This is a genomic window from Azospirillum sp. HJ39 (genome assembly GCF_041507355.1).
Classification (GTDB): Bacteria; Pseudomonadota; Alphaproteobacteria; order Azospirillales; family Azospirillaceae; genus Azospirillum; species Azospirillum thiophilum.
In genome coordinates, this window is record NZ_CP167910.1 from 571,236 (window position 1) to 590,545 (window position 19,310).

General features: G+C 67.4%; 16 protein-coding genes and 1 tRNA gene. 5 read left to right on the forward strand and 12 right to left on the reverse strand.

The genetic code is table 11. From position 1 onward, the window contains the following. Nucleotides 1–105 precede the first annotated feature (105 nt). From ABMY26_RS13110 to ABMY26_RS13135, 6 genes are all read right to left on the reverse strand, one after another. Complete coding sequence (locus ABMY26_RS13110; protein WP_372396156.1) at nt 106–465, reverse strand: DUF6867 family protein; 360 nt, start codon at nt 463–465, stop codon at nt 106–108. A gap of 1 nt (nt 466) precedes the next feature. Then, nucleotides 467–1,177, reverse strand: a complete 711-nt coding sequence (locus ABMY26_RS13115) for an ABC transporter ATP-binding protein (protein WP_372396157.1) — start codon at nt 1,175–1,177, stop codon at nt 467–469. Nucleotides 1,178–1,180: 3 nt separating this feature from the next. Then, nucleotides 1,181–2,092, reverse strand: coding sequence for an ABC transporter ATP-binding protein (locus tag ABMY26_RS13120; RefSeq protein ID WP_372396158.1), 912 nt, complete (start codon nt 2,090–2,092; stop codon nt 1,181–1,183). Nucleotides 2,093–2,100: 8 nt separating this feature from the next. Continuing rightward, nucleotides 2,101–3,594 (reverse strand): high-affinity branched-chain amino acid ABC transporter permease LivM, encoded by a 1,494-nt coding sequence (livM, locus tag ABMY26_RS13125; protein WP_372396159.1) that lies wholly within the window; start codon nt 3,592–3,594, stop codon nt 2,101–2,103. Nucleotides 3,595–3,598: 4 nt separating this feature from the next. Next, on the reverse strand, nt 3,599–4,504 hold the full coding sequence (locus ABMY26_RS13130) for a branched-chain amino acid ABC transporter permease LivH (RefSeq protein WP_372396160.1): 906 nt from the start codon (nt 4,502–4,504) through the stop codon (nt 3,599–3,601). Between the two features lie 397 nt (nt 4,505–4,901). Continuing rightward, on the reverse strand, nt 4,902–5,663 hold the full coding sequence (locus ABMY26_RS13135) for a hypothetical protein (protein WP_372396161.1): 762 nt from the start codon (nt 5,661–5,663) through the stop codon (nt 4,902–4,904). 287 nt (nt 5,664–5,950) lie between these two features. On the opposite strand from ABMY26_RS13135, the gene ABMY26_RS13140 reads away from it, so the two are divergent. Next, nucleotides 5,951–6,919, forward strand: coding sequence for an ROK family protein (locus tag ABMY26_RS13140; RefSeq protein ID WP_372396162.1), 969 nt, complete (start codon nt 5,951–5,953; stop codon nt 6,917–6,919). 2 nt (nt 6,920–6,921) lie between these two features. On the opposite strand, the gene ABMY26_RS13145 is transcribed toward ABMY26_RS13140, so the two are convergent. The 5 genes from ABMY26_RS13145 to ABMY26_RS13165 all read right to left on the reverse strand — a co-directional run bounded on the left by ABMY26_RS13145 (nt 6,922) and on the right by ABMY26_RS13165 (nt 12,154). Then, nucleotides 6,922–7,335: a hypothetical protein gene (locus tag ABMY26_RS13145; protein WP_372396163.1), complete on the reverse strand. Its 414-nt coding sequence runs from the start codon at nt 7,333–7,335 to the stop codon at nt 6,922–6,924. Nucleotides 7,336–7,464: 129 nt separating this feature from the next. After that, a complete protein-coding gene (locus tag ABMY26_RS13150) occupies nt 7,465–9,201 on the reverse strand; it encodes an ArnT family glycosyltransferase (protein WP_372396164.1) in 1,737 nt (578 codons plus the stop codon). After that, nucleotides 9,198–9,533, reverse strand: a complete 336-nt coding sequence (locus tag ABMY26_RS13155; RefSeq protein ID WP_372396165.1) for a lipid-A-disaccharide synthase N-terminal domain-containing protein — start codon at nt 9,531–9,533, stop codon at nt 9,198–9,200. Before ABMY26_RS13155 ends, ABMY26_RS13150 begins: the two co-directional genes overlap by 4 nt. A 43-nt stretch (nt 9,534–9,576) precedes the next feature. Then, the gene (locus ABMY26_RS13160) at nt 9,577–10,338 is read right to left on the reverse strand and encodes a glycosyltransferase family 2 protein (protein WP_372396166.1); all 762 of its coding nucleotides are present in this window, start codon (nt 10,336–10,338) and stop codon (nt 9,577–9,579) included. A gap of 115 nt (nt 10,339–10,453) precedes the next feature. Continuing rightward, nucleotides 10,454–12,154, reverse strand: coding sequence for a Do family serine endopeptidase (locus ABMY26_RS13165; RefSeq protein ID WP_372396167.1), 1,701 nt, complete (start codon nt 12,152–12,154; stop codon nt 10,454–10,456). Between the two features lie 420 nt (nt 12,155–12,574). On the opposite strand from ABMY26_RS13165, the gene ABMY26_RS13170 reads away from it, so the two are divergent. Next, nucleotides 12,575–13,432 (forward strand): helix-turn-helix domain-containing protein, encoded by an 858-nt coding sequence (locus tag ABMY26_RS13170; RefSeq protein WP_372396168.1) that lies wholly within the window; start codon nt 12,575–12,577, stop codon nt 13,430–13,432. A gap of 156 nt (nt 13,433–13,588) precedes the next feature. Beyond that, nucleotides 13,589–13,674: transfer RNA gene (locus ABMY26_RS13175), tRNA-Tyr, on the forward strand. A 911-nt stretch (nt 13,675–14,585) separates the two neighbouring features. On the opposite strand, the gene ABMY26_RS13180 is transcribed toward ABMY26_RS13175, so the two are convergent. After that, nucleotides 14,586–16,481, reverse strand: a complete 1,896-nt coding sequence (locus tag ABMY26_RS13180) for a PAS-domain containing protein (RefSeq protein WP_372396169.1) — start codon at nt 16,479–16,481, stop codon at nt 14,586–14,588. Nucleotides 16,482–16,738: 257 nt separating this feature from the next. Here ABMY26_RS13180 and ABMY26_RS13185 point away from each other — a divergent pair, with 257 nt between their 5' ends. Beyond that, nucleotides 16,739–17,164, forward strand: coding sequence for a YqaA family protein (locus ABMY26_RS13185; protein WP_372396170.1), 426 nt, complete (start codon nt 16,739–16,741; stop codon nt 17,162–17,164). A 242-nt stretch (nt 17,165–17,406) separates the two neighbouring features. Next, nucleotides 17,407–18,897 (forward strand): cytochrome c oxidase accessory protein CcoG, encoded by a 1,491-nt coding sequence (gene ccoG, locus ABMY26_RS13190; protein WP_372396171.1) that lies wholly within the window; start codon nt 17,407–17,409, stop codon nt 18,895–18,897. Nucleotides 18,898–19,310 lie beyond the last annotated feature (413 nt).

The following is a 19,310-nucleotide window of genomic DNA, read 5'->3' on the forward strand; positions in this document are numbered from 1 at the left end:
GCCGCCGGGTCCCCTCCGGCGGTTTCCAGAATACCATACCCCAAGTGGCGCGGCGTGCGACAGTTTCGCGGGCACCAATCAGCCGTACGGTCTATTCCCAATGACTCAGTTGCCGGACTCCGCGCCCGTGCGTTCCCTCCAGGCGAAGGGTCCTGCGGGTTCGTACAACCATGGATACTGGTTGACCATGCGCCGTGCGATGGCGATGCGGTGTGCGGTGAGCGTGATCAGCCCGATCACCACGGTGTGGACGATGAAGCCCCACGGCGCCAGCAGCTGCTCGCCGAACAGGCCCCAGGCCAGGAAACGGTCGCCCGCCCCCAGCAGCAGCGAATAGGCCAGCACGTTCGACACCGGCTTCCAGCCCTCCGCCAGCGTCTGGCCGGTCAGCACGCCGCAGCCGCCGAACACCAGCACCGTCAGGAACACGAACACCGGAACCGACGAGCCCAGGATCGTCTCCATCTCAATGCCCCCCTTCCAGATAGGCGGCGCGCACCTCCGGATCGGCCAGCAGCTGCGCCCCCGTCCCCGTCATCGTGATCTTCCCCGTCACCATCACATAGGCCCGGTGCGCCAGCTTCAGCGCATGGAAGGCGTTCTGCTCCACCATGAACACCGTCATCTTCTGCTCCCGGTTGATCTCCTTGATCACCTGGAAGATCTGCTTCACGATCAGCGGCGCCAGCCCCAGGCTCGGCTCGTCCAGCAGCAGCAGCCGCGGCTGGCTCATCAGCGCCCGCCCGATCGCCAGCATCTGCTGCTCGCCGCCCGACATCGTGCCGGCCCGCTGGCCGATCCGCTCCTTCAGCCGCGGGAACAGCGTCAGAACCCGTTCCAGCTCGCGCTCGAAGCTGCCGGGCTGGGCCACGATCGAGCCCATCTGCAGGTTCTCCAGCACCGTCATCCGCGGGAAGATGCGCCGCCCCTCCGGGCTTTGCGCGATGCCGCGCCGCACGATCTCGTGGGTCGGCAGGTCGGTGATGTCCTCGCCCTCGAAGAACACCCGGCCCTGGCGTGCCCGCGGGCTGCCGCAGATCGTCATCAGCAGCGTCGACTTGCCGGCCCCGTTGGCCCCGATCAGCGACACGATCTCGCCGGAGCCGATCTCGATGTCGATCCCCTTCAGCGCCTCGATCGCGCCGTAGAAGGTGTGGACGCCCGATACCTTCAGCATGGCTCAGGCCCCCTTCTGCGCGCTGTGCCGGCCCGCGTCGGGCGGCAGGTGCAGGTCGGCCGCCACCTCCGGCGGCAACGCCTCGTCCTCGTCCTCGCCCAGATAGGCGCGGATCACCGCCGGGTCGTTCTTCACATGCTCCGGATCGCCGTCGGAAATCTTCCGGCCATAATCCAGAACCACAACATGGTCGGAAATCCGCATCACCACGCTCATGTCATGCTCGATCAGCAGAACGCCGGTCCGGTGCCCCTGCGGCGTCCGGACGTCGCGGATGAAGGTCAGGATCTCGGCAAGCTCGCCCGACTCGCGCGGGTTCAGGCCCGCCGCCGGCTCGTCCAGGCACAGCAGCACCGGCTCGGTGCACATGGCGCGCGCGATCTCCAGGCGCCGCTGGGCGCCATAAGGCAGGTTGCCGGCCTCCCAGTCGGCGAACTCGGTCAGCCGCACCCGCTCCAGCCAGTATTTCGCCAGCTCAACCGCCTCATGCTCGGCCCGGCGATAGGACGGCAGCCCGAGCAGCCCGCCGATGGCGAAGCTCGACGCCCGCATCAGCTTGTTGTGCTGGGCGACGATCAGGTTCTCCAGCACGCTCATCCCGCCGAACAGCCGGATGTTCTGGAAGGTGCGCGCCACGCCGGCCAGCTGGGCGATGCGGTAGCCCGGCATCCGCTCCAGCAGGAACTCCCTGCCCTCCGGATGGCGCAGCGTCAGCCGGCCCACGGTGGGGGTGTAGAAGCCGGTGACGCAGTTGAACAGCGTGGTCTTGCCGGCGCCGTTCGGGCCGATCAGCGCGGTGATCTCGCCCGCCCGCGCCTCGAACGACACGTCGTTGTTCGCCACCAGACCGCCGAAGCGCATGGTCAGGTGCTCGACCGTCAGCAGGGGGGCCGTCAACAGGGGCTTTTCAGTCATCGCGGCGCTCATTTCGCGGCTCCCGTCGCGGCGGGCGTCTTGCCGCCATGCAGGAGGATGGTCGGGTCGCGGTGGGCCAGCAGGCCGCGCGGACGCCACAGCATGATCACCACCATGCCGGCGCCGAACGCCAGCATGCGGTAGTCGGCCAGCTCGCGGAACGCCTCGGGCAGGCCGATCACCAGCAGCGTCGCCACGACGACGCCGATCTGGCTGCCCATGCCGCCCAGCACCACGATGGCCAGGATGATCGCCGACTCGATGAAGGTGAAGCTCTCCGGGCTGATGAAGCCCTGGCGGGTGGCGAAGAAGGAGCCGGCGAAGCCGCCGAACATCGCGGCGATGGCGAAGGCCGCCAGCTTCATGTTGGTGCGGTTGATGCCGAGCGACGCGCAGGCGATGTCGTCCTCGCGCAGCGCCTCCCACGCCCGGCCCAGCGGCAGCTTGCGCACCCGGAGCGTGAAGACGTTGACCACCAGCGCCAGCGCCAGGATCAGGTAATAGAGGAAGACGATGCGGTGCAGCGGCGAGAATTCCAGCCCGAACATCTCGTGGAAGGCGGCCATGCCGTCGGCCGGCGTGCGCGAGAACTCGGCGATGCCGAAGAAGCTCGGCCGCGGGATGCCGGAGATGCCGTTGGGGCCGCCGGTGAACTGGTACCAGTTGACCAGGATGATGCGGATGATCTCGCCGAAGCCCAGCGTGACGATGGCGAAGTAATCGCCGCGCAGCCGCAGGACGGGGAAGCCCAGCAGCACGCCCGAGAATGCGGCCAGCACGCCCGCCAGCGGCAGGCAGAGCCAGAAGCTCAGCCCGAAATAATGGGCCAGCAGGGCGTAGCTGTAGGCGCCGACGGCGTAGAAGGCGACATAGCCGAGGTCGAGCAGCCCGGCCAGGCCCACCACGATGTTCAGGCCCCAGCCCAGCATGATGTAGGTCAGCAGCAGGATGCCGATGTCCAGCAGCATGCGGTCGGCCAGCGGCGTCATCGGCAGCACGACGGCGATGGCGACGGCGACCGGGCCGATGTAGCGGCTGGCATGCTGCACCTTGGCGGCGACGCGGTCCATGCGGCGGTCGCGGTCGGCCTGGGACAGCTTGGAGCGGCCGGTGGCGACCGTCATGGCGGCGCGCAGCGCGATCACGCCGCCGCCCAGCACCAGCACCAGCCGCAGCACCTGGGTCGGCATCGGCAGCACCAGCCCGATGCCGGCGCAAAGGACCGCCAGGAGGAGCACCGGCAGCGCCATGCCCTGGCGGATCAGCCCGAGCCCGAGCCGGCCGAGGAAGACCAGGAGCAGCGAGGCGACGACCTCCTCCGGCCGGGCCTCGATGCCCAGCCCGGTCGGGCGGTCGACGGTGCGCAGCCCCACCAGCGGCACGGTGAGCAGAAGTGCGACGAAGGCGGCGAGCGCGGCGTCCTTGATCGTCGCCGCCCAGTCGACGCCGCGGGCAGATGCCCCGGCCTTGGACGGCGAGAGGGTGTTGGAGGGGGAGGTCATGGGCTTACACCTTCTCGATCTCGGGCCGGCCGAGCAGGCCGGTCGGGCGGAAGATCAGGACGAGGACGAGGATGGAGAAGGTGGCGACGTCCTTCCATTCGGAGCCGACATAGCCGGACCAGAAGGCTTCGATCAGGCCGATGACCACGCCGCCGAGCATGGCGCCGGGCAGCGAGCCGACCCCGCCGAGCACGGCTGCGGTGAAGCTCTTCACCCCGGCGAGGAAGCCGATGTAGAAGTCGATGACGCCGTAGATCAGCAGCACCATCATCCCGGCGACGGCGGCGAGCGCGGCGCCCATGACGAAGGTGAGCGAGATGACCCGGTCGACGTTGACGCCGAGCAGGCCCGCCATCTTCTTGTCCTGTTCGCAGGCCCTCTGGGCGCGGCCCAGCGAGGTGCGGTTGATCAGGATGGTGAAGCCGACCATCAGGACGAGCGTGATGACGATGGTGGCGAGCCGGACGTAGCTGACCGAGACGGCGCCGTCCATCAGGGTGAGGTTGCCGGGCAGGATGGGCTGCAGCGGCTTGGAGCGGGCGCCCTGGAGGATCTGGATGTAGTTCTGCAGGAAGATCGACATGCCGATGGCCGAGATCAGCGGCGCCAGCCGGGGCGAGGAGCGCAGCGGCCGGTAGGCGATGCGCTCCACCGTCCAGCCATAGACGCTGGTGAACAGCATCGAGGCCACAAGCATGACCAGCAGCGCCAGCGGAACCCAGGTGATCCCGAGCGCCCCGATCGCAAGGAAGGTGATCAGCGCCACGAAGGCGCCGATCATGTAGATCTCGCCATGGGCGAAGTTGATCATCCCGATGATGCCGTACACCATCGTGTACCCGATCGCGATCAGGCCGTAGATCGCCCCGAGCGACAGGCCGTTGATCAATTGCTGGAGAAAATAGTCCATGTCGTCATCCCACCTTCAGCGCGGCGCAAAGGCAGGGTGCGGCGGCACGGGCACACTCGGCACACCGGTCTCGCAACAGCAGCCCCCTGTCTGGTGCGGCCCGTCCATTCACCAAACGGAATGCCGTATCATCCGGAGTTCCGTCTATCGGTCTGACGGACCATGATTTTTCCTGTTCGGAGGCAGCGTTGCCGCACCGGCTTGGCCGTTCGGCGAGCGCCCCTTCCGACCTTTTCGGTAGTACCAGCCTGACGGATTTTTGCAAGACAGATTTGTGTTGTCCGCATGCGTGAAGCGTTCAGGCGGGTGCCGAAACGCGAAACGCCCCGCCCGGCGGCGGCCGGGCGGGGCGTTTGTTGCGGACGGGACGTCCCTAAAAACGGACGGGACGTCCGTGTCAGCGGACGGCGACGGACTGCTTGGCCGGGACGGCGGCGACCTTCTGCTTCGGCTTGGCCGGAGCGGCGGCCTTGGCCGGCTTCGCCTTGGCGGTCGCGGCCTTCGCCGGAGCCGGGGCCGCCGAGGCAACGGCGTAATTGGTGTCCGGGCCGCTGACCACCTTGACGTCGCAGAGCGGGCGGCTGGCCAGATGCATCAGGCCCGCGCTCTTCTCGTCCGAGGTCAGGGTGCGCAGATCGTCGGCCGTCAGATCCTTGGCGGCTGCCGAGCGGTCGACGAAGTTGGCGCAATATTGCGGAATGCCGATGGTGGCGGCACGGCGGCTGACCTCGTTCGCCAGTTCGGTGCGGAACATGTCGAACTGGCGGGTGGCGTTGCCGCCGCCCGACCGCTTGTAGAAGGCGATCAGCGACGCTTCCGAACTGGACAGCAGCGCCCGGTTCTTGACCGAGAAATCCTGGTAGAGGTCGAACGGCTTCTTGTCCGGCACCACCGTGCGGCAGGTCAGGCCGACCACCATCATCTCGGTGTGCAGGCGCATCAACTGCTCGGCCGCGTGCTCGCTGCGATTGTAGCAGGCGGGGGTGGCAGGGCCGCTGGCCGGCCGAGCCTTCGCGGCAGCCGTCTTCGCCGGCGGCTTCGCGGCCTCCTTGGCCGCGGCGGCGCTGGCGGGCGCAGGCAGGGCGAGCAGCGCGCCGAGGACGGCGGCGCCGGTCAGGGCTTTCAGGGACAGGCGAAGGGCAGCGCGCTGGCGACTCATCAGGGGCTCCGGTGGCGCGGTACGACAGGACGGGGTCGGGCGGGAAACGGCGCCGCCCGACCGTCGCGACCTTCTACCCGAACACCCGGGCCGGTCAATGGGATTTGCCGGCCACTTGCGATTTGTCCCCCGGCAGAGGCGGAGTCGCAACGCACCGGCAGGGCGGTGCCCCTGTCAAGCTGTTCGTCCGGGGAAGGAGGGGGACAGGGCATCCGGCGCGGCGGCTGGACGCGGCCGGGGCGCCGGCGCTATGGATGGGCGAACCGCCGTCAGACAGGTCACGCAGCATGGCACCCACCGGATCGGGATATGGGAGCGGACACCGCATCGGCATCGATCTGGGCGGCACCAAGACCGAGGGCATCCTGCTCGACCGCCAGGGAAACCAGCTGGCCCGGCATCGGGTTCCCACCCCCCGGGGAGATTACGGCGGCACCGTCGCGGCCATCCGCGACCTGGTGGCGAGGCTGGAGGGGGAGATCGGCAGCGGCGGCAGGGCCACAGTCGGGCTCGGCATCCCCGGCGCCATCTCCCCGGCGACGGGACTGGTGAAGAACGCCAACTCGACATGGCTGATCGGCCGGGACTTCACGGGCGACCTCGCGGCAGCGCTGGGCCGGCCGGTGCGGATCGAGAACGACGCCAACTGCCTGGCGGTGTCGGAGGCCACCGACGGAGCCGGAGCCGGCTGCGGCGTGGTGTTCGCGGCGATCCTCGGCACCGGCTGCGGCGCCGGCATCGTCGTCCATGGCCGGGTGCTGGGCGGACGCAACGCCATCGCCGGGGAGTGGGGGCACAATCCCCTGCCCTGGCCGACCGACGCCGAGCGGCCGGGCCCCGCCTGCTATTGCGGCAGGAATGGCTGCCTGGAAGGCTGGGTGTCCGGCCCCGCGGTGGCCGCCGACCATTTCGCCGCCACCGGCGAGCGGCTCGACGCCGCGGCGATCCTGGGCCGGGCCGGATCCGATCCCGCCTGCGCCGACCCTGCCTGCGCAGCGACTGCGGACCGGCTGGTCGGCCGGCTGGGACGCGGGCTGGCGGCGGTCGCCAATCTGCTCGACCCCGACGTGATCGTGCTGGGCGGCGGGCTGTCCAACGCGGAGTTCCTGTACGACCGGCTGCCGGCGGCGATGGCGCCCTGGGCCTTCACCGACCGGCTCGACACGCCGGTGCGGCGCGCCCGCCACGGCGATTCCAGCGGCGTGCGCGGGGCGGCGTGGCTGTGGCGCCCGGGCGAGATGCCGGCGGAGATCTGACCTTACGGGCGCTGCACCGTCCGCGGTGTCGGCGGCGGATCGGCACTGCGCGGCGCGGACACCGCCCGCTTGGCCGCGGTGGGGTCGACCGGCGGCGGCGTCAGCGAGTGGTTGGCGGAATAATGGCGGTTCGTCCGCTTCACGTCGGTGCCGTAACGGGCCATGCCGGCGCGGTGCTCCCCCGTCTTGCCGAAGGCGCCCCAATGGGACGGCGCCGGGCCGGGGATCGGCTGGGCCTGATCCATGTTGCGCATGTAGGGGCCGGTCGGGACCATCTGGTCGTACACCCAGGGCGCATACTCCTGCTTCTGGGCGTGGGCAGGCGCAGCCAGCGCCATCGTCGCGAGGAGGATGGCGGCGGCGGAGGCGGATGTCTTGGCCGCGGATGTCGTGGCGGCGGAAGCAACGCGGGTCATCGAACAGGCGCCTTTCGTCCGGATACGGATCGGAAGGACCAGTCGAGCGCAAAGCGCCCGCGCCGTCCAATGCGGAGGCGCGTTACCCATCCCGGAGCCTGGATCGCCCAAGCGGTCGGTTCCCCGCCCTTACGATGCAGGCAGACGGTAGAGCGTGAGGTGCAGGCGCCTGCCGGTGTTGTAGTTGAATCCGGACAGGTCGGCGAGCGGCAGCGGCACCGCGGTCCCCAGGCTGTCGAGGAAGGAGGCGGCCTCCCGGTCCTCCACCAGCGCCAGCCCGCAGGCGCGGTCCGCCGCCAGATGCGCCGCGGCGCCGGGGCCGTGGACCAGCCGGGTCGGCGTGCCGAGCAGGAAGACCAGGCTCGGCTCCGAATAGCCGGCCGCGGCGACGACACTGTCCGGGCAGGGCCGGTTCTGCGCCACCGCGCGGGCGGCCTGCCGGCTGACCCACACCCCGTCGATGTTCGGCAGCACCGCGGCGTAGGTGCCGGCATAGAGCAGCGCCGCCGCAGCCAATCCGGCGGCAAGCCCGGTGCGCAGCTCGGCCCGCAGCAGCGAGCGCAGGGCGAGCGCGAAGAGGCCGCCGACCGCCGGCACGAGCGACACCGCGACCGGGTCGATCCGCCGGTCGACCAGCCAGGGGATCAGCGCGACCGCCAGGGTCAGGGCGCCGAAACCGATGACGCCGAGCGCGACCGCCACGGCGACCAGCCAGCGGCGGGGCCCGCTGTTCCGGGCGGGATCGCGGCCGAACCGGTCGAGCAGGGCCGCCGCCGCCAGCGCGGCGATGGCCGGGAAGACCGGCAGGGTGTAGTGCAGCAGCTTGGTCGGCACCGCCTCGAACACCAGCCAGCTCGGGACGATCCAGGCGATGCAGAAGCGCACCGTCTCCAGCCGGCGCCGTGCCCACACCCAGGGGACCGCCAGCAGCGCCAGCAGCGACCAGGGGCCGAAGGTGACCCAGAAGGTGCCCAGGTAATAGCCGGGCGGCAGCCCCTTGCCCTCCTGCCCGCCCGACACCTTGCCCAGCATGTCGTGGCCGACGGATTCGGCGAAGAAAGCGCCCTTGCTCTTGATCGCGATGGCGACCAGCCAGGGGGCGGCGATGGCGGCGACGATGGCGAGCCCGGCCAGCGGCTTCAGCCGCTTCAGCCATCCGGCCTCGCGGTCCCACACCGCCAGCATCAGCACGGTGCTGCCCGACACCAGCAGGACCATCGGCCCCTTGACCAGCACGCCGACGCCGGCGGCGATCCAGAAGACCAGCGGCGCGGTCCAGGCCGCCCGCCCGGCGGGGGCCGGGTCGCGGCGGGTCAGGTAGAGCTGCGCCAGCGCCGCCTGCCCGAGCACCACGGTGGCGAGCAGCACGGCGTCGGTCTTGGCCATCCGCGCCTCGACCCCCAGCACGACGCAGGAGGCCAGCATAAGCCCAGCGACGAAGCCGGCCGGGCCGCCGAACAGCCGGGCCGCGGTCCAGGCGCTGGCCAGCACCGCCAGGATCGCGCCCAGGAAGGACGGGATGCGGTAGGTCCAGATGACCTTTCCGTCACCGGCCGGGATGCCGCGCAACGCATCCGCCGCGGCCGTCGCCGCGCTCTGCAGCCAGTAGATCCCGACCGGCTTCTTGTAGCGCGTCTCGTCCTGGAAGCGGATGTCGACATAATTGCCGCTGTCGAGCATCTGCGACGAGGCCTGGGCGAAGCGCGCCTCGTCCCGGTCGAAGGGCGGCAGCACCGTGAAGCCCGGCAGGAACAGCGCCGCGGCGATCAGCGCCAGCAGCGCATAGGCGTAGAGCGGCAGGGAGGTCGGCGACAGAGAGGTCGGCGGCAGGGCGGTCCGCGCCACGGACGAGCCGGTCGGGATCACGATTTGCTCGGAACCGCGCCGCCGGAGGCCAGCGACTTCTTGTGGGTCCAGACGAAATAGACGTTGCGGGCGTAGATCACCAGACCGGCGCCCTGCCCCAGCATGAAGACGGGGTCGAACCGATAGAAGGCATAGGCGAACAGCAGCGCGCCGCCGCCAAGCGAGAAATACCAGAACACCTCCGGCATCACGCTGCGGCGGGCCTTCTCGCTGGCGATCCACTGCACCACGAAGCGCATGGTGAACATGATCTGGGCGAAGAAGCCGACCCCGACCCAGACGAGGTCGGTGGTGCTTTGTCCCTGGAACCACGCTGCGGCGCGCTCAAGCATCGTTCGGAATCCTGATACCGGATAGAGTCGGTTGAAAAATCGCTCAGAGACGTTCGGAGACCGGCGACAGCCTGGTCCGCCGCTTCAGCCAGTAGACGCCCAGCAGATCGACCACGCCGATCAGCCCGCGCCGCCAGTTGTTGTATTTTGACACGCCGCGTTCGCGCGGGCGATGGTTCACCGGCACATAGGCCACCGGATGGCCGTGGGCGTGGAACAGCGCCGGCAGAAACCGGTGCATCGCCCCGAAGAACGGCAGATCGAGGAAGGCGTCGCGGCGGAACAGCTTCAGCCCGCAGCCGCTGTCGGTGCAGCCGTCCTGCAGGAAGGACTGGCGGACGGCATTGGCGATCTTCGAGGCCCAGCGCTTGGACAGGGTGTCCTGCCGTCTCGTCCGCAGGCCGCCGACCATCACCGGCGCGCCGGCCTCGCCGGTCGCGACCAGGGCGAACAGGGCCGGGATGTCGGCCGGATCGTTCTGGCCGTCGCCGTCGAGCGTGACGACGAACTCGCCGCGCGCCGCCTTCACGCCGCTGCGCACCGCGGCGCTCTGGCCGGAGCGGCGGGCATGGCGCAGCACGCGCAGCCGGCCGGCCTCGACCGCCGGGACGAGCCGCGCCTGGGTGTCGTCGTCGGACTGGTCGTCGACGAAGATGACCTCGAAACCGCCAACCGGCTGCAGCGCCCGCTCGATCTCTTCGAGCAGCGGCAGCACGTTGTCGGCCTCGTTGAAGACGGGGACAACGACCGACAGCCGGACCGGCTGGCCGTTCTCCGGATAAATGCTCACGGTTTGCCATCCCATTCGCCAAACGGGCGGCAAATTACTCTCGCGGCGCGGCGAACGGTAGCGGAAAAGGATGGGAGCGGAGCGGGGCAGATCCCCGCTTCCGGCCCCGCTTCCGGCCCGCCCGGAAAAATCAGCCCTTGCGGTCGTCCTTCCGGCCGTCCAGCGGCAACGGGACATAGCGCAGGTCGCCGCCGCGGCTGACCAGCATCAGCAGGGTCTTGCGCCCCTGCTCCTTCGCCCGGGCGATGCGGGTGTCCAGATCGGCCGGCGTCGCCACCGGCTCCTGACCGGCCTCGACGATGACGTCGCCGAGGTCGAGCCCGCGTTCGGAAGCGGCGCTGCCGCGGTCCACCTCCGTCACCACCAGCCCGTCGACGCCCTCGTCGATGGAGAAGGTTTCGCGCAGGCCCGGCGTCAGCGGGGCGAGCTTCAGGCCGAGCGCGCTTCTGCTCTCTTCCGGTTCGGCGGTGCGGGGCGCGCCGGTCGAACCGGACAGGGCCAGCTGCTGCGGCTCGTTGCGCAGCTCGCCCACCGTCACCTGCACCGTCTGCGGCTTGCCGGCGCGGAACAGGGTCAGGGGAACGTCGCGGCCGATCTCGGTGGAGGCGACCATGCGCGGCAGCTCGCGCATCTGCTCCAGCGGCTTGCCGGCGAAGCCGGTGATGACGTCGCCCTGGCGCAGGCCGGCGGCGGCGGCGGGGCTGTCGGGCGAGACGCTGGTGACCAGCGCGCCGCCGCCGGCGCCGTCGATGCCGAGGCTCTCGGCGATGTCCGGCGTCACCCGCTGGACCTGGACGCCCAGCCAGCCGCGCCGCACCTTTCCGTTGTCCTTCAGCTGGTCGATGATCGGCTTGGCCAGCGAGGACGGGATGGCGAAGCCGATGCCGACCGACCCGCCGGTGGGCGAATAGATCGCGGTGTTGATGCCGATCACCGCGCCGCCGGCATCGTACAGCGGGCCGCCGGAATTGCCGCGGTTGATGGCGGCGTCGGTCTGCAGATACTCGTCGTAGGGGCCCTGCTGGATGTCGCGGGCGCGCGCCGACAGGATGCCGGCGGTCACCGAGCCGCCGAGGCCGAAGGGGTTGCCGATCGCGACCACCCAGTCGCCGACCTCCACCGATTCGCTGTCGCCCCAACGGGCGGCGGAAAGCGGCTTGTCGCTCTCGACCTTCAGAAGCGCGAGGTCGGTCGGCGTATCGGAGCCGACCAGCCTGGCCGGCAGCCTGGTGCCGTCATGCAGGGTGACGGAAATCTCGGCGGCGTCGGCCACGACATGGTTGTTGGTGACGATCAGCCCGGAGGACTCGATGATGAAGCCGGATCCCAGCGCCATGCTGGGCAGGCCGCCCGGACGTCCCGGTTCGCCGGGACCGGCGGAGCCGTCGCCCCCCGGGGTGCCGTTCGGGGCGTCGCCGCGCTGGCGATTGCGGAATTCGCGGAAAAACTCCTCCAGCGGCGAGCCGGGCGGAACGTCCATTCCCTCCGGCAGGCGGCCGCCGCCGGACGTCGCCCCCTGCGGCGCCTGGGTGCTGGAGATGTTGACCACCGTGTCGACCTGCGTCCGGGCAAGGTCGCGGAAAGACGGCGGCGAATAGCTGCGGCTCGCGTTGGGCGGCGCGTTTGCAGGATTGGCAGCGGGATTGGCGGCAATACCGGGGGCCGCCGCATCCTGTGCGGCAGCCGGTCCGGAAGGAAGCACCGGCAACAGGACGGCACCGGACAGCAGCGCGCAGAGCGCCGCTGCCGTCAGGCCCCGGAAGACAACCGGCAGGCCCCGGAGGACGGGGCGGGAGGTCGGAAACGAACGCGGCGCGGGCGCATGCGGCATGGACGGTCTCCGCCGAAACAGTTGGGACCAACGACGACCGCCGACAGCCGGAGGTCGCAATGCCCGGATCGGGGCTATTTCTGATTGGCAAAACGCGCGACCCCCCGTCCGGGGTCCATCGCACTTTTGAAAAGACCTGCGAAAAGACGTCCGCCACCACCGGTTTTTAAAACTGCGGACAATCACGACGCGTCGCGCCCGATTGGGACATCGGATACGAAATCACGATTCCGTGCAAAGTTATGCTGGCATTTTTGAGAAGAGTTTCCGATAGTCGTCCGTACCGAAAACATCGCCCGCCAGCGTGAAGCCCCGATGCTGCTGATGCACGCGCCCGCGTGGTCCCGCGTCGGAACCAAGCGGTTCGGGTGGACATGCTGACGAATGACTGAAAATTCACTTTGGCAACCGAGCGATATAATGAACGCAGAAACCGGGAGCGAACCGGAGTCTCCCAAGAAGCGTGGCCGCATTCCGCAGTCGGCGTGGCCCCAAATTCTTGAACGTTACCGTAGCGGCGTGACCCTGTCGGCCATTGCGCGTGAATTCGAATGCACGCCCAGCGCGATCTCCTACATCATCAAGAAGGCGGAAGCCGCGGGTGATCAGGGCGGCGACCAGAGCGTTGGCCAGGGTGAAGCACCCCAGGACGACGTGACGACGGGCGGCGACGCCGAGGCCGCCGCACCGGCGGCAGAGACGGTTTCCGAAGCGCCGGCGGCCGAACCTGCTCCCGCCACCCCGGCCACCCCAGCCGGTGCGGCTCCGGCCGAGCCGCGCCGTGCGGCCGGCCGCGCGACGCGCGGCACGCTGACCCGCGCCCCCAGGTCCGAAGCGGCCCCGAGCGCCGAAGCACCGGCCCAGTCCGTGGAGGCGCCGGCCCCGGCTCCCGTTCCGGCTCCCACCGAAACGCTGCGCCTCAACCGCCCGGACCCCAACCCGGCCCCGGTTCCTGCCCCCGCTCCGGCTGCGCCGGCCGCATCGCCGGCCACTGCAACAGCCGATGCGGCCGCTCCGCGCGTGGCTGGCCAGCCGACCCCGCCCGTCGACGCGGTGGAAGGCCGGCTGCGCGATACCGCCAAGGCCTGCATCTCGGCCTATCGCGGCTGGCGTCAGCAGCCGAGCGAAGCGACGATCCAGGCGCTGTCCGACACCGTGCACGAGCTGCGCAAGGCCCTGGCCCGCGTTGAGATCGACATGTCGGCCAGCCGGCGCGAGGAACAGGCGATCCGTCCGATCCCGATCCCCGCGCACCGCGCGTCGCGCCGTCCGAACTGACCGGACTTTGAAAGCGGGTTTGTAAAAGCCCTTTTCAAAAACCTCCGCCCCCTTCCCGGGGCGGAGGTTTTTTTATGCGCTTCGAAAACCGCTTTCGGACCGCGCAAAAGGGGCTTGACGGCCCCCCGATCGAAAGGCTACTCCTCTGCGCCCGTTGGAAGGGTGGCCGAGTGGTTAAAGGCAGCAGACTGTAAATCTGCCCGCGTTAGCGTACGCTGGTTCGAATCCAGCCCCTTCCACCATCTTACCGCAGTCATCGCACCGCATTCGGCCGTTGCCGGAAATGGTCGTCTGCGTCCATTTATCTGACGTAAAATCCGACTAACGCTATCAAGTATTGATGGCTGCCAGCCTAGAAACTGCAGCGTCAACTGCCGACGCGGACTGTGCCTGCTTGACTATCGTAGGCCTATATACGCATTGCCGCCGTCGCGGGCGATCCGGTAGCATTGATCAAAGAGTGGTTTTTCTCCGAAAACCATCATTAAATTCACCAAATTCACGTCAAGATCACAAATAAATAGAGGTGTTCGCAGAAATTTTACTCAAATATGTAAATAAATCTTAATATTGTAAAAAATCTATTTTTGACTTGATTTTTTAATATTTGATTAAATGGCACGTATTATAATATAAAATGGAAGTAAGGAAACTTGTAACAAATAAATTCTGAAGAATTTCCGAGTATCATAGTATTTAGTTCCAGATAAAATTTTTAATTACTGTACTGTATTTATATTAATACGAGAATTTTCAAACTCCCCACTCTGCTAAATCAAATTTTCACCTGATATTTCAGTTTATCATTGCCAGAATATTTTTTCGTGTTTAATGTAATAAAATGTCTAAATCACTTTGCGTGGCTTGGAATGTCATAAAATTATTTAGTGCGCATGGCGCGCTCTAGACAATCATGAGATTAAAAAGAAACGCTCGCCCAACAATGAGACAATAGTTCCGCGCACTTTTTTAAGAACACGGAGCCATGAGCCTAACTCAGTACAAATTTACAGTATCAGGAGATAATTTTATTATGATGATGGCAGTGCCGGGCGGCCCAGTCGGCACTCTATCGGGCCAGTGCCCCTCTCCGTGCCCGTCGTCTGGACATGATGAATGCCGACGCAGTCTGAAAGACGGTTTTCCAGAGCCGTCACAGCGGCAGCGGTTCCGCCGGAGTGACGCGCGGAAAACGCAGGGTGAAAGCAGCGCCGGCCGCAGGCGCACTGTCGAGCCGAAGCCGCCCGCGCAGCGTGCGCGTGACCAGCGTGTAGACGATGTTCAGCCCCAGTCCACTGCCGCCGCGGTCGCGGCTGGTGGTGAAGAAGGGTTCGAACACCTTGCCATGCAATTCCGGCGGGATCCCGCGGCCGTCATCGGCATAGACCAGTTCCACCTCGCCATCCGACAGCGTAACGGTAACGGTGACGGTCAGCCGGCCGCGCTCGCCCGGATCGTAGCCGTGCAGGATCGAGTTGATGACGAAGTTCGTCAGAATCTGCCCGATGGCACCCGGATAGCTGTCGAGCAGCAGGTCTTCCGGGCAATGGACCGCCACGGCATGGCCGCCGCGGCGGATGCGCATGCCCAGGCTGCGCAGGACCTCGTGGATGTAGTTGTTCAGTTCGAAGACCCGTCGTTCCTCGCTGGCCTGGTCGACGGCGATCTGCTTGAAGCTCTGGATCAGACGGGTGGCGCGTTCGACGTTCACCAGCATCAGCTGCGTCGCCTCTTCGGCCAGATCGATGAACTCGGCGAAATCGCCGCGCCGCAGCACGCCCGTTTCGAACAGCTTGCGCAGCGACCGTGTCTTCTCCGCCAGCAGCGAGGCGCCGGTCAGCGCGATGCCGACCGGCGTGTTGATCTCGTGCGTCACCCCGGCCACCAGCGAGCCGAGCGCTGCCATCTTCTCCGCCTGGATCAGCTGGACCTGCGCCTCCTTCAGGTCATGGAGCGCGCGTTCTGCCTCCTCCTTGGCGGAGCGGACCGCTTCGGCGGCACGCACGCTCTCGGTGACGTCGGTGTGGGAGCCGACGATGCGGAAGATCCGGCCGTCGCTGCCCGGCACCGCGATGGCGCGGGTGTCGAGATAGATCGTCGCCCCGGACCGATGGCGATAGCGCTGAAGCAGGTGATGTTCCGCCCGCCGTCCCGCCGCCAGCTCCTCCGCCATGGCCAGCGCCTCGGCGCGGTCGTCGGGATGGATCAGCTCCTCCCAGCGGCGGCGGCTGTTGTCCATTTCCGCCTCGCCATAGCCGAGCAGGCCCCACCATTGCGGGGAGAACCACAGCTCGCCGGTGCGCAGGTCCCATTGCGAGATGCCTTCGCGCGCAGCGCGGATCGCCAGCTCGAACAGCTCCCTGCTGGCAGCCAGCTCGCGTTCCGCCTGCTTGCGCTGGGTGATGTCGGTGTAGGTGGTGACGAAGCCGCCGCCGGGCAGCGGCAGGGTCACCGTCTCGATGACGGCGCCGTCCGGCCGCACCCGCTCATTGTAGAAGGGCCAGGAGGCATTGCGGATGTAATCCAGCCGCTGCGCCACCAGTTCCTCCACCTCGCCGCTCCCATAGCCGCCCTGCTCCGCGATATGGCGGACCACGATCTCATAGGGCTGGGCATAGCGCGGAAAATCCGGGTCGATGCAGAGCAGTTCCAGCACCCGCCGGTTCCAGGCGACCAGCCGCAGGTCGCGGTCGAAGGCCATCACGCCCTGGCTGAGACAGTCGAGCACCAGGCTGGTGTTGGCCCATGGCCCGCACGCGGCGGCTGCCATCGTGACTGCCGGAGCGTCCGGGTCCGTCGCCACCGCGGTCAGCAGCAATTCCCCCGCATCGCCGGATCCCAGCGCCAGCGTCACCGCAGCGCCCTCCGGCCAACCGCAGGACACGGGCAGCCCCCGACGCAGTTCGGCGATCCCCGCCGTTCCGAGCGGGCCGCCCAACAGGCTCGCGAGCGTTGCATCGGCCGGAGCACCGAACCGGGCGGCAAAGGCGGTATTGGCCCACACCAGACGTTCGTCGGCGCCAAAGCGGGCGAACCCGGTTTCCCTCATGCGCGTGCCTACCCCTCCCCTCCTTCGGGCCTGCGACCGGATGCCGGGACGCGGGTAGAACCCAGACACCCGGCACGCATCGCGGCTCGCGGGCTCATTCTTGTCCCTTGACGGTTGCCGGGCAAGCGCGATTGCACGGGGCGGCCTTGCCGGAGACCGCCGCCGCCGCCCTTGAATTTACGGGAATGCGGCGCCTAATCCTGCGCCGAGGCCGGAGCATGCATGGCCAAGCCGTTGGCCGGGAAAGGATTTGCACGATGTCGGACGTCGCGGCCTATGGCGGCCTGTTCCTGGTGGCCTTGGCGGCCGCGACGATTTTTCCGGCCCAGTCGGAGCTTCTGCTGGCCGGGCTGCATGCATCGGGCAATTATCACGACGGATTGCTGATCCTGGTGGCGACCGCGGGAAACGTCGCCGGCTCCACCGCCAATTGGGCGCTCGGCCGCTATCTGATGCATTTCCAGGACCGCCGCTGGTTTCCGGTTTCCCGCCGGCTGGTGGAACGGGCGACAGGCTGGTACAGGCGTTTCGGCAAATGGTCGCTGCTGCTGGCCTGGATGCCGGTGATCGGCGATCCGCTGACCCTGGTGGCCGGCATATTGCGGGTCGACCTGCGCCTGTTCCTGCTGCTGGTGACCGTCGGCAAACTGGCACGGTACATAGCGCTGATAGTTGCCATTTGATACGATCAGGCCTCAGTATTGTAAGTAATGCCTCCTGTTCCGACACAATAATGGGCTTGTGAACGGGGCCGCCGCCGCAGTATCTACAGCGCCGGAACGCGGACCCCCTCGAACCCGCGAAAGGCCTCGACGACGCACAGGCTTTTCAGAATATCGACGCTGTTTGACAGAGGTCAAACGCGCCGCGCCGGTGGTCGACTATGCTCCGCGCCAACGTGGAACCGGAAATCAGGCCCATCGACATGCCAGAGGGAAGCATCGTTCAGCGAACCCCAGCCCACACTGCGACCCAGGCTGCCAAGGTTCCGCTGTACGAAAGCCACAAGACGATTCACCCGAAGGCGGTCAAGGGCCTCTACCGGCGCCTGAAGACCATCACCTTTTCCATCCTGCTGGCGCTGTTCTTCATCGCTCCCTGGATCCGGTGGGAGCGCGGGCCGGAGGCGCCGTCCCAGGCCGTCCTGTTCGACCTGACCGCGCCGCGCTTCTTCCTGTTCTGGATCGAGATCTGGCCGCAGGAGATCTATTACCTCACCGGGATCCTGATCGTGTCGGCGCTGGGGCTGTTCCTGGCGACCGCGCTGGCCGGGCGCGTGTGGTGCGGCTTCGCCTGTCCGCACACGGTGTGGAACGACCTGTTCGTCTGGATCGAGCGTGCCTTCGAGGGCGACCGGGCCGAGCGCATCCGCATGGAGAAGCAACCCTGGACCACGCGCAAGATCCTGCGCAAGGCCGGCAAGCATGCGGGATGGATCGGGCTCAGCCTCGTCACCGGCTTCGGCTTCCTCGCCTATTTCACCGACGCCCCGGGGCTGCTGCGCGACTTGGCCACCTTCCAGGCCAGCTACGAGGCGACCTCCTTCTTCGCGATCTTCGCCGGCATGACCTATGTGATGGCCGGCTGGACCCGCGAACAGATGTGCATGTACATGTGCCCGTGGCCGCGCATCCAGAGCGCCATGCTGGACGAACATTCGCTGGTCGTGACCTATCAGGCCGACCGCGGCGACAACCGCGGGCCCAAGCGCAAGTCGCAGAGCTGGGACGAGCGGCGGGCCCAGGGCTTCGGCGACTGCATCGACTGCGGCCAGTGCGTGCAGGTCTGCCCGATCGGCATCGACGTGCGCACCGGCGAACAGTCGGATTGCATCAACTGCGGCCTGTGCGTCGACGCCTGCGACACCATCATGATCCAGCAGGGGCTGCCGACCCGGCTGATCGCCTTCGATTCGCTGGCGGCCCAGGACGTCCGCGCGTCCGGCAAGCCCTATCAGTGGCGGCTGCTGCGGCCGCGCGTCATCGTCTACGCCCTGCTGATGCTGGTCATCGGCGGCGCCATGGCCTGGAGCTTCGCGCTGCGCCCCAGCCTGAACATCACGGTCCTGCGCGACCGCGCCCCGCTGTTCGTGACGCTGTCGGACGGGTCGATCCGCAACGCCTACACCTTCAAGGTCGCCAACAAGACCCGGCAGGACCGCGCCTACACCCTCAGCGTCGCCGGCGTCGCCGGGGCGGAGATCAAGGTGATCGGCGAGGCGGAGGAGGAATCGGCGGCCCACACCGCCACCATCTCGGCCCAGCCGGACAGCGTCGCGACATACCGCGTCTATGTGACGGCGCCGCGGGCGTCGGTGACGGCGATGTCGCTGCCCCTGACCTTCCAACTGTCCGACACCGTGAATGCGGCCGAGACGGACAGCCGCGACAGCGTGTTCATGGGACCGACGAACTGACCGCCGCCCTCCCCTCCTGATTTGCATCGTCCCTGATTTGCATCGTCCTTGAGTCATGGCCCGCGGACGGCTGGCGCACAGCGCAGCCGTCCGCGGGCCATTTTCTTTAAAACGGCAAGCGGGCGGACGGCGCCGATAGGCAGTTCCCCCATCCCGGATGTCACCTGGGTCGCCTTGGCGCCCGGCATGTGCAGGATGCGCGATGATCGCCGATACCCAGGGATTTTTCCGGCTTCCCCGCAGCCAAGAGGGCATTCATGCCAACCATTCCTCTCCCAAGCGGCGCATCTATGGAACATAATACACTTAATGGGTTTTTAATTCGCTCATAATTCTTTTTATAATGTCTTAAGATTTGTTTGTTGCTTTGATTGAGTTACATTACTTTTAATAAAAACACGCAAAAAGCGTGT

What these genes read in the sequence shown, in the direction of transcription:
- ABMY26_RS13135 (WP_372396161.1), bottom strand. Translation starts at nt 5,663, where the DNA reads ATGAGTCGCCAGCGCGCTGCCCTTCGCCTGTCCCTGAAAGCCCTGACC.
- ccoG (WP_372396171.1), top strand. Translation starts at nt 17,407, where the DNA reads ATGCCAGAGGGAAGCATCGTTCAGCGAACCCCAGCCCACACTGCGACC.
- ABMY26_RS13185 (WP_372396170.1), top strand. Translation starts at nt 16,739, where the DNA reads ATGTCGGACGTCGCGGCCTATGGCGGCCTGTTCCTGGTGGCCTTGGCG.
- ABMY26_RS13110 (WP_372396156.1), bottom strand. Translation starts at nt 465, where the DNA reads ATGGAGACGATCCTGGGCTCGTCGGTTCCGGTGTTCGTGTTCCTGACG.
- ABMY26_RS13180 (WP_372396169.1), bottom strand. Translation starts at nt 16,481, where the DNA reads ATGAGGGAAACCGGGTTCGCCCGCTTTGGCGCCGACGAACGTCTGGTG.
- ABMY26_RS13140 (WP_372396162.1), top strand. Translation starts at nt 5,951, where the DNA reads ATGGCACCCACCGGATCGGGATATGGGAGCGGACACCGCATCGGCATC.
- ABMY26_RS13120 (WP_372396158.1), bottom strand. Translation starts at nt 2,092, where the DNA reads ATGACTGAAAAGCCCCTGTTGACGGCCCCCCTGCTGACGGTCGAGCAC.
- ABMY26_RS13145 (WP_372396163.1), bottom strand. Translation starts at nt 7,335, where the DNA reads ATGACCCGCGTTGCTTCCGCCGCCACGACATCCGCGGCCAAGACATCC.
- ABMY26_RS13155 (WP_372396165.1), bottom strand. Translation starts at nt 9,533, where the DNA reads ATGCTTGAGCGCGCCGCAGCGTGGTTCCAGGGACAAAGCACCACCGAC.
- ABMY26_RS13165 (WP_372396167.1), bottom strand. Translation starts at nt 12,154, where the DNA reads ATGCCGCATGCGCCCGCGCCGCGTTCGTTTCCGACCTCCCGCCCCGTC.
- ABMY26_RS13170 (WP_372396168.1), top strand. Translation starts at nt 12,575, where the DNA reads ATGAACGCAGAAACCGGGAGCGAACCGGAGTCTCCCAAGAAGCGTGGC.
- ABMY26_RS13130 (WP_372396160.1), bottom strand. Translation starts at nt 4,504, where the DNA reads ATGGACTATTTTCTCCAGCAATTGATCAACGGCCTGTCGCTCGGGGCG.
- ABMY26_RS13115 (WP_372396157.1), bottom strand. Translation starts at nt 1,177, where the DNA reads ATGCTGAAGGTATCGGGCGTCCACACCTTCTACGGCGCGATCGAGGCG.
- livM (WP_372396159.1), bottom strand. Translation starts at nt 3,594, where the DNA reads ATGACCTCCCCCTCCAACACCCTCTCGCCGTCCAAGGCCGGGGCATCT.
- ABMY26_RS13160 (WP_372396166.1), bottom strand. Translation starts at nt 10,338, where the DNA reads ATGGGATGGCAAACCGTGAGCATTTATCCGGAGAACGGCCAGCCGGTC.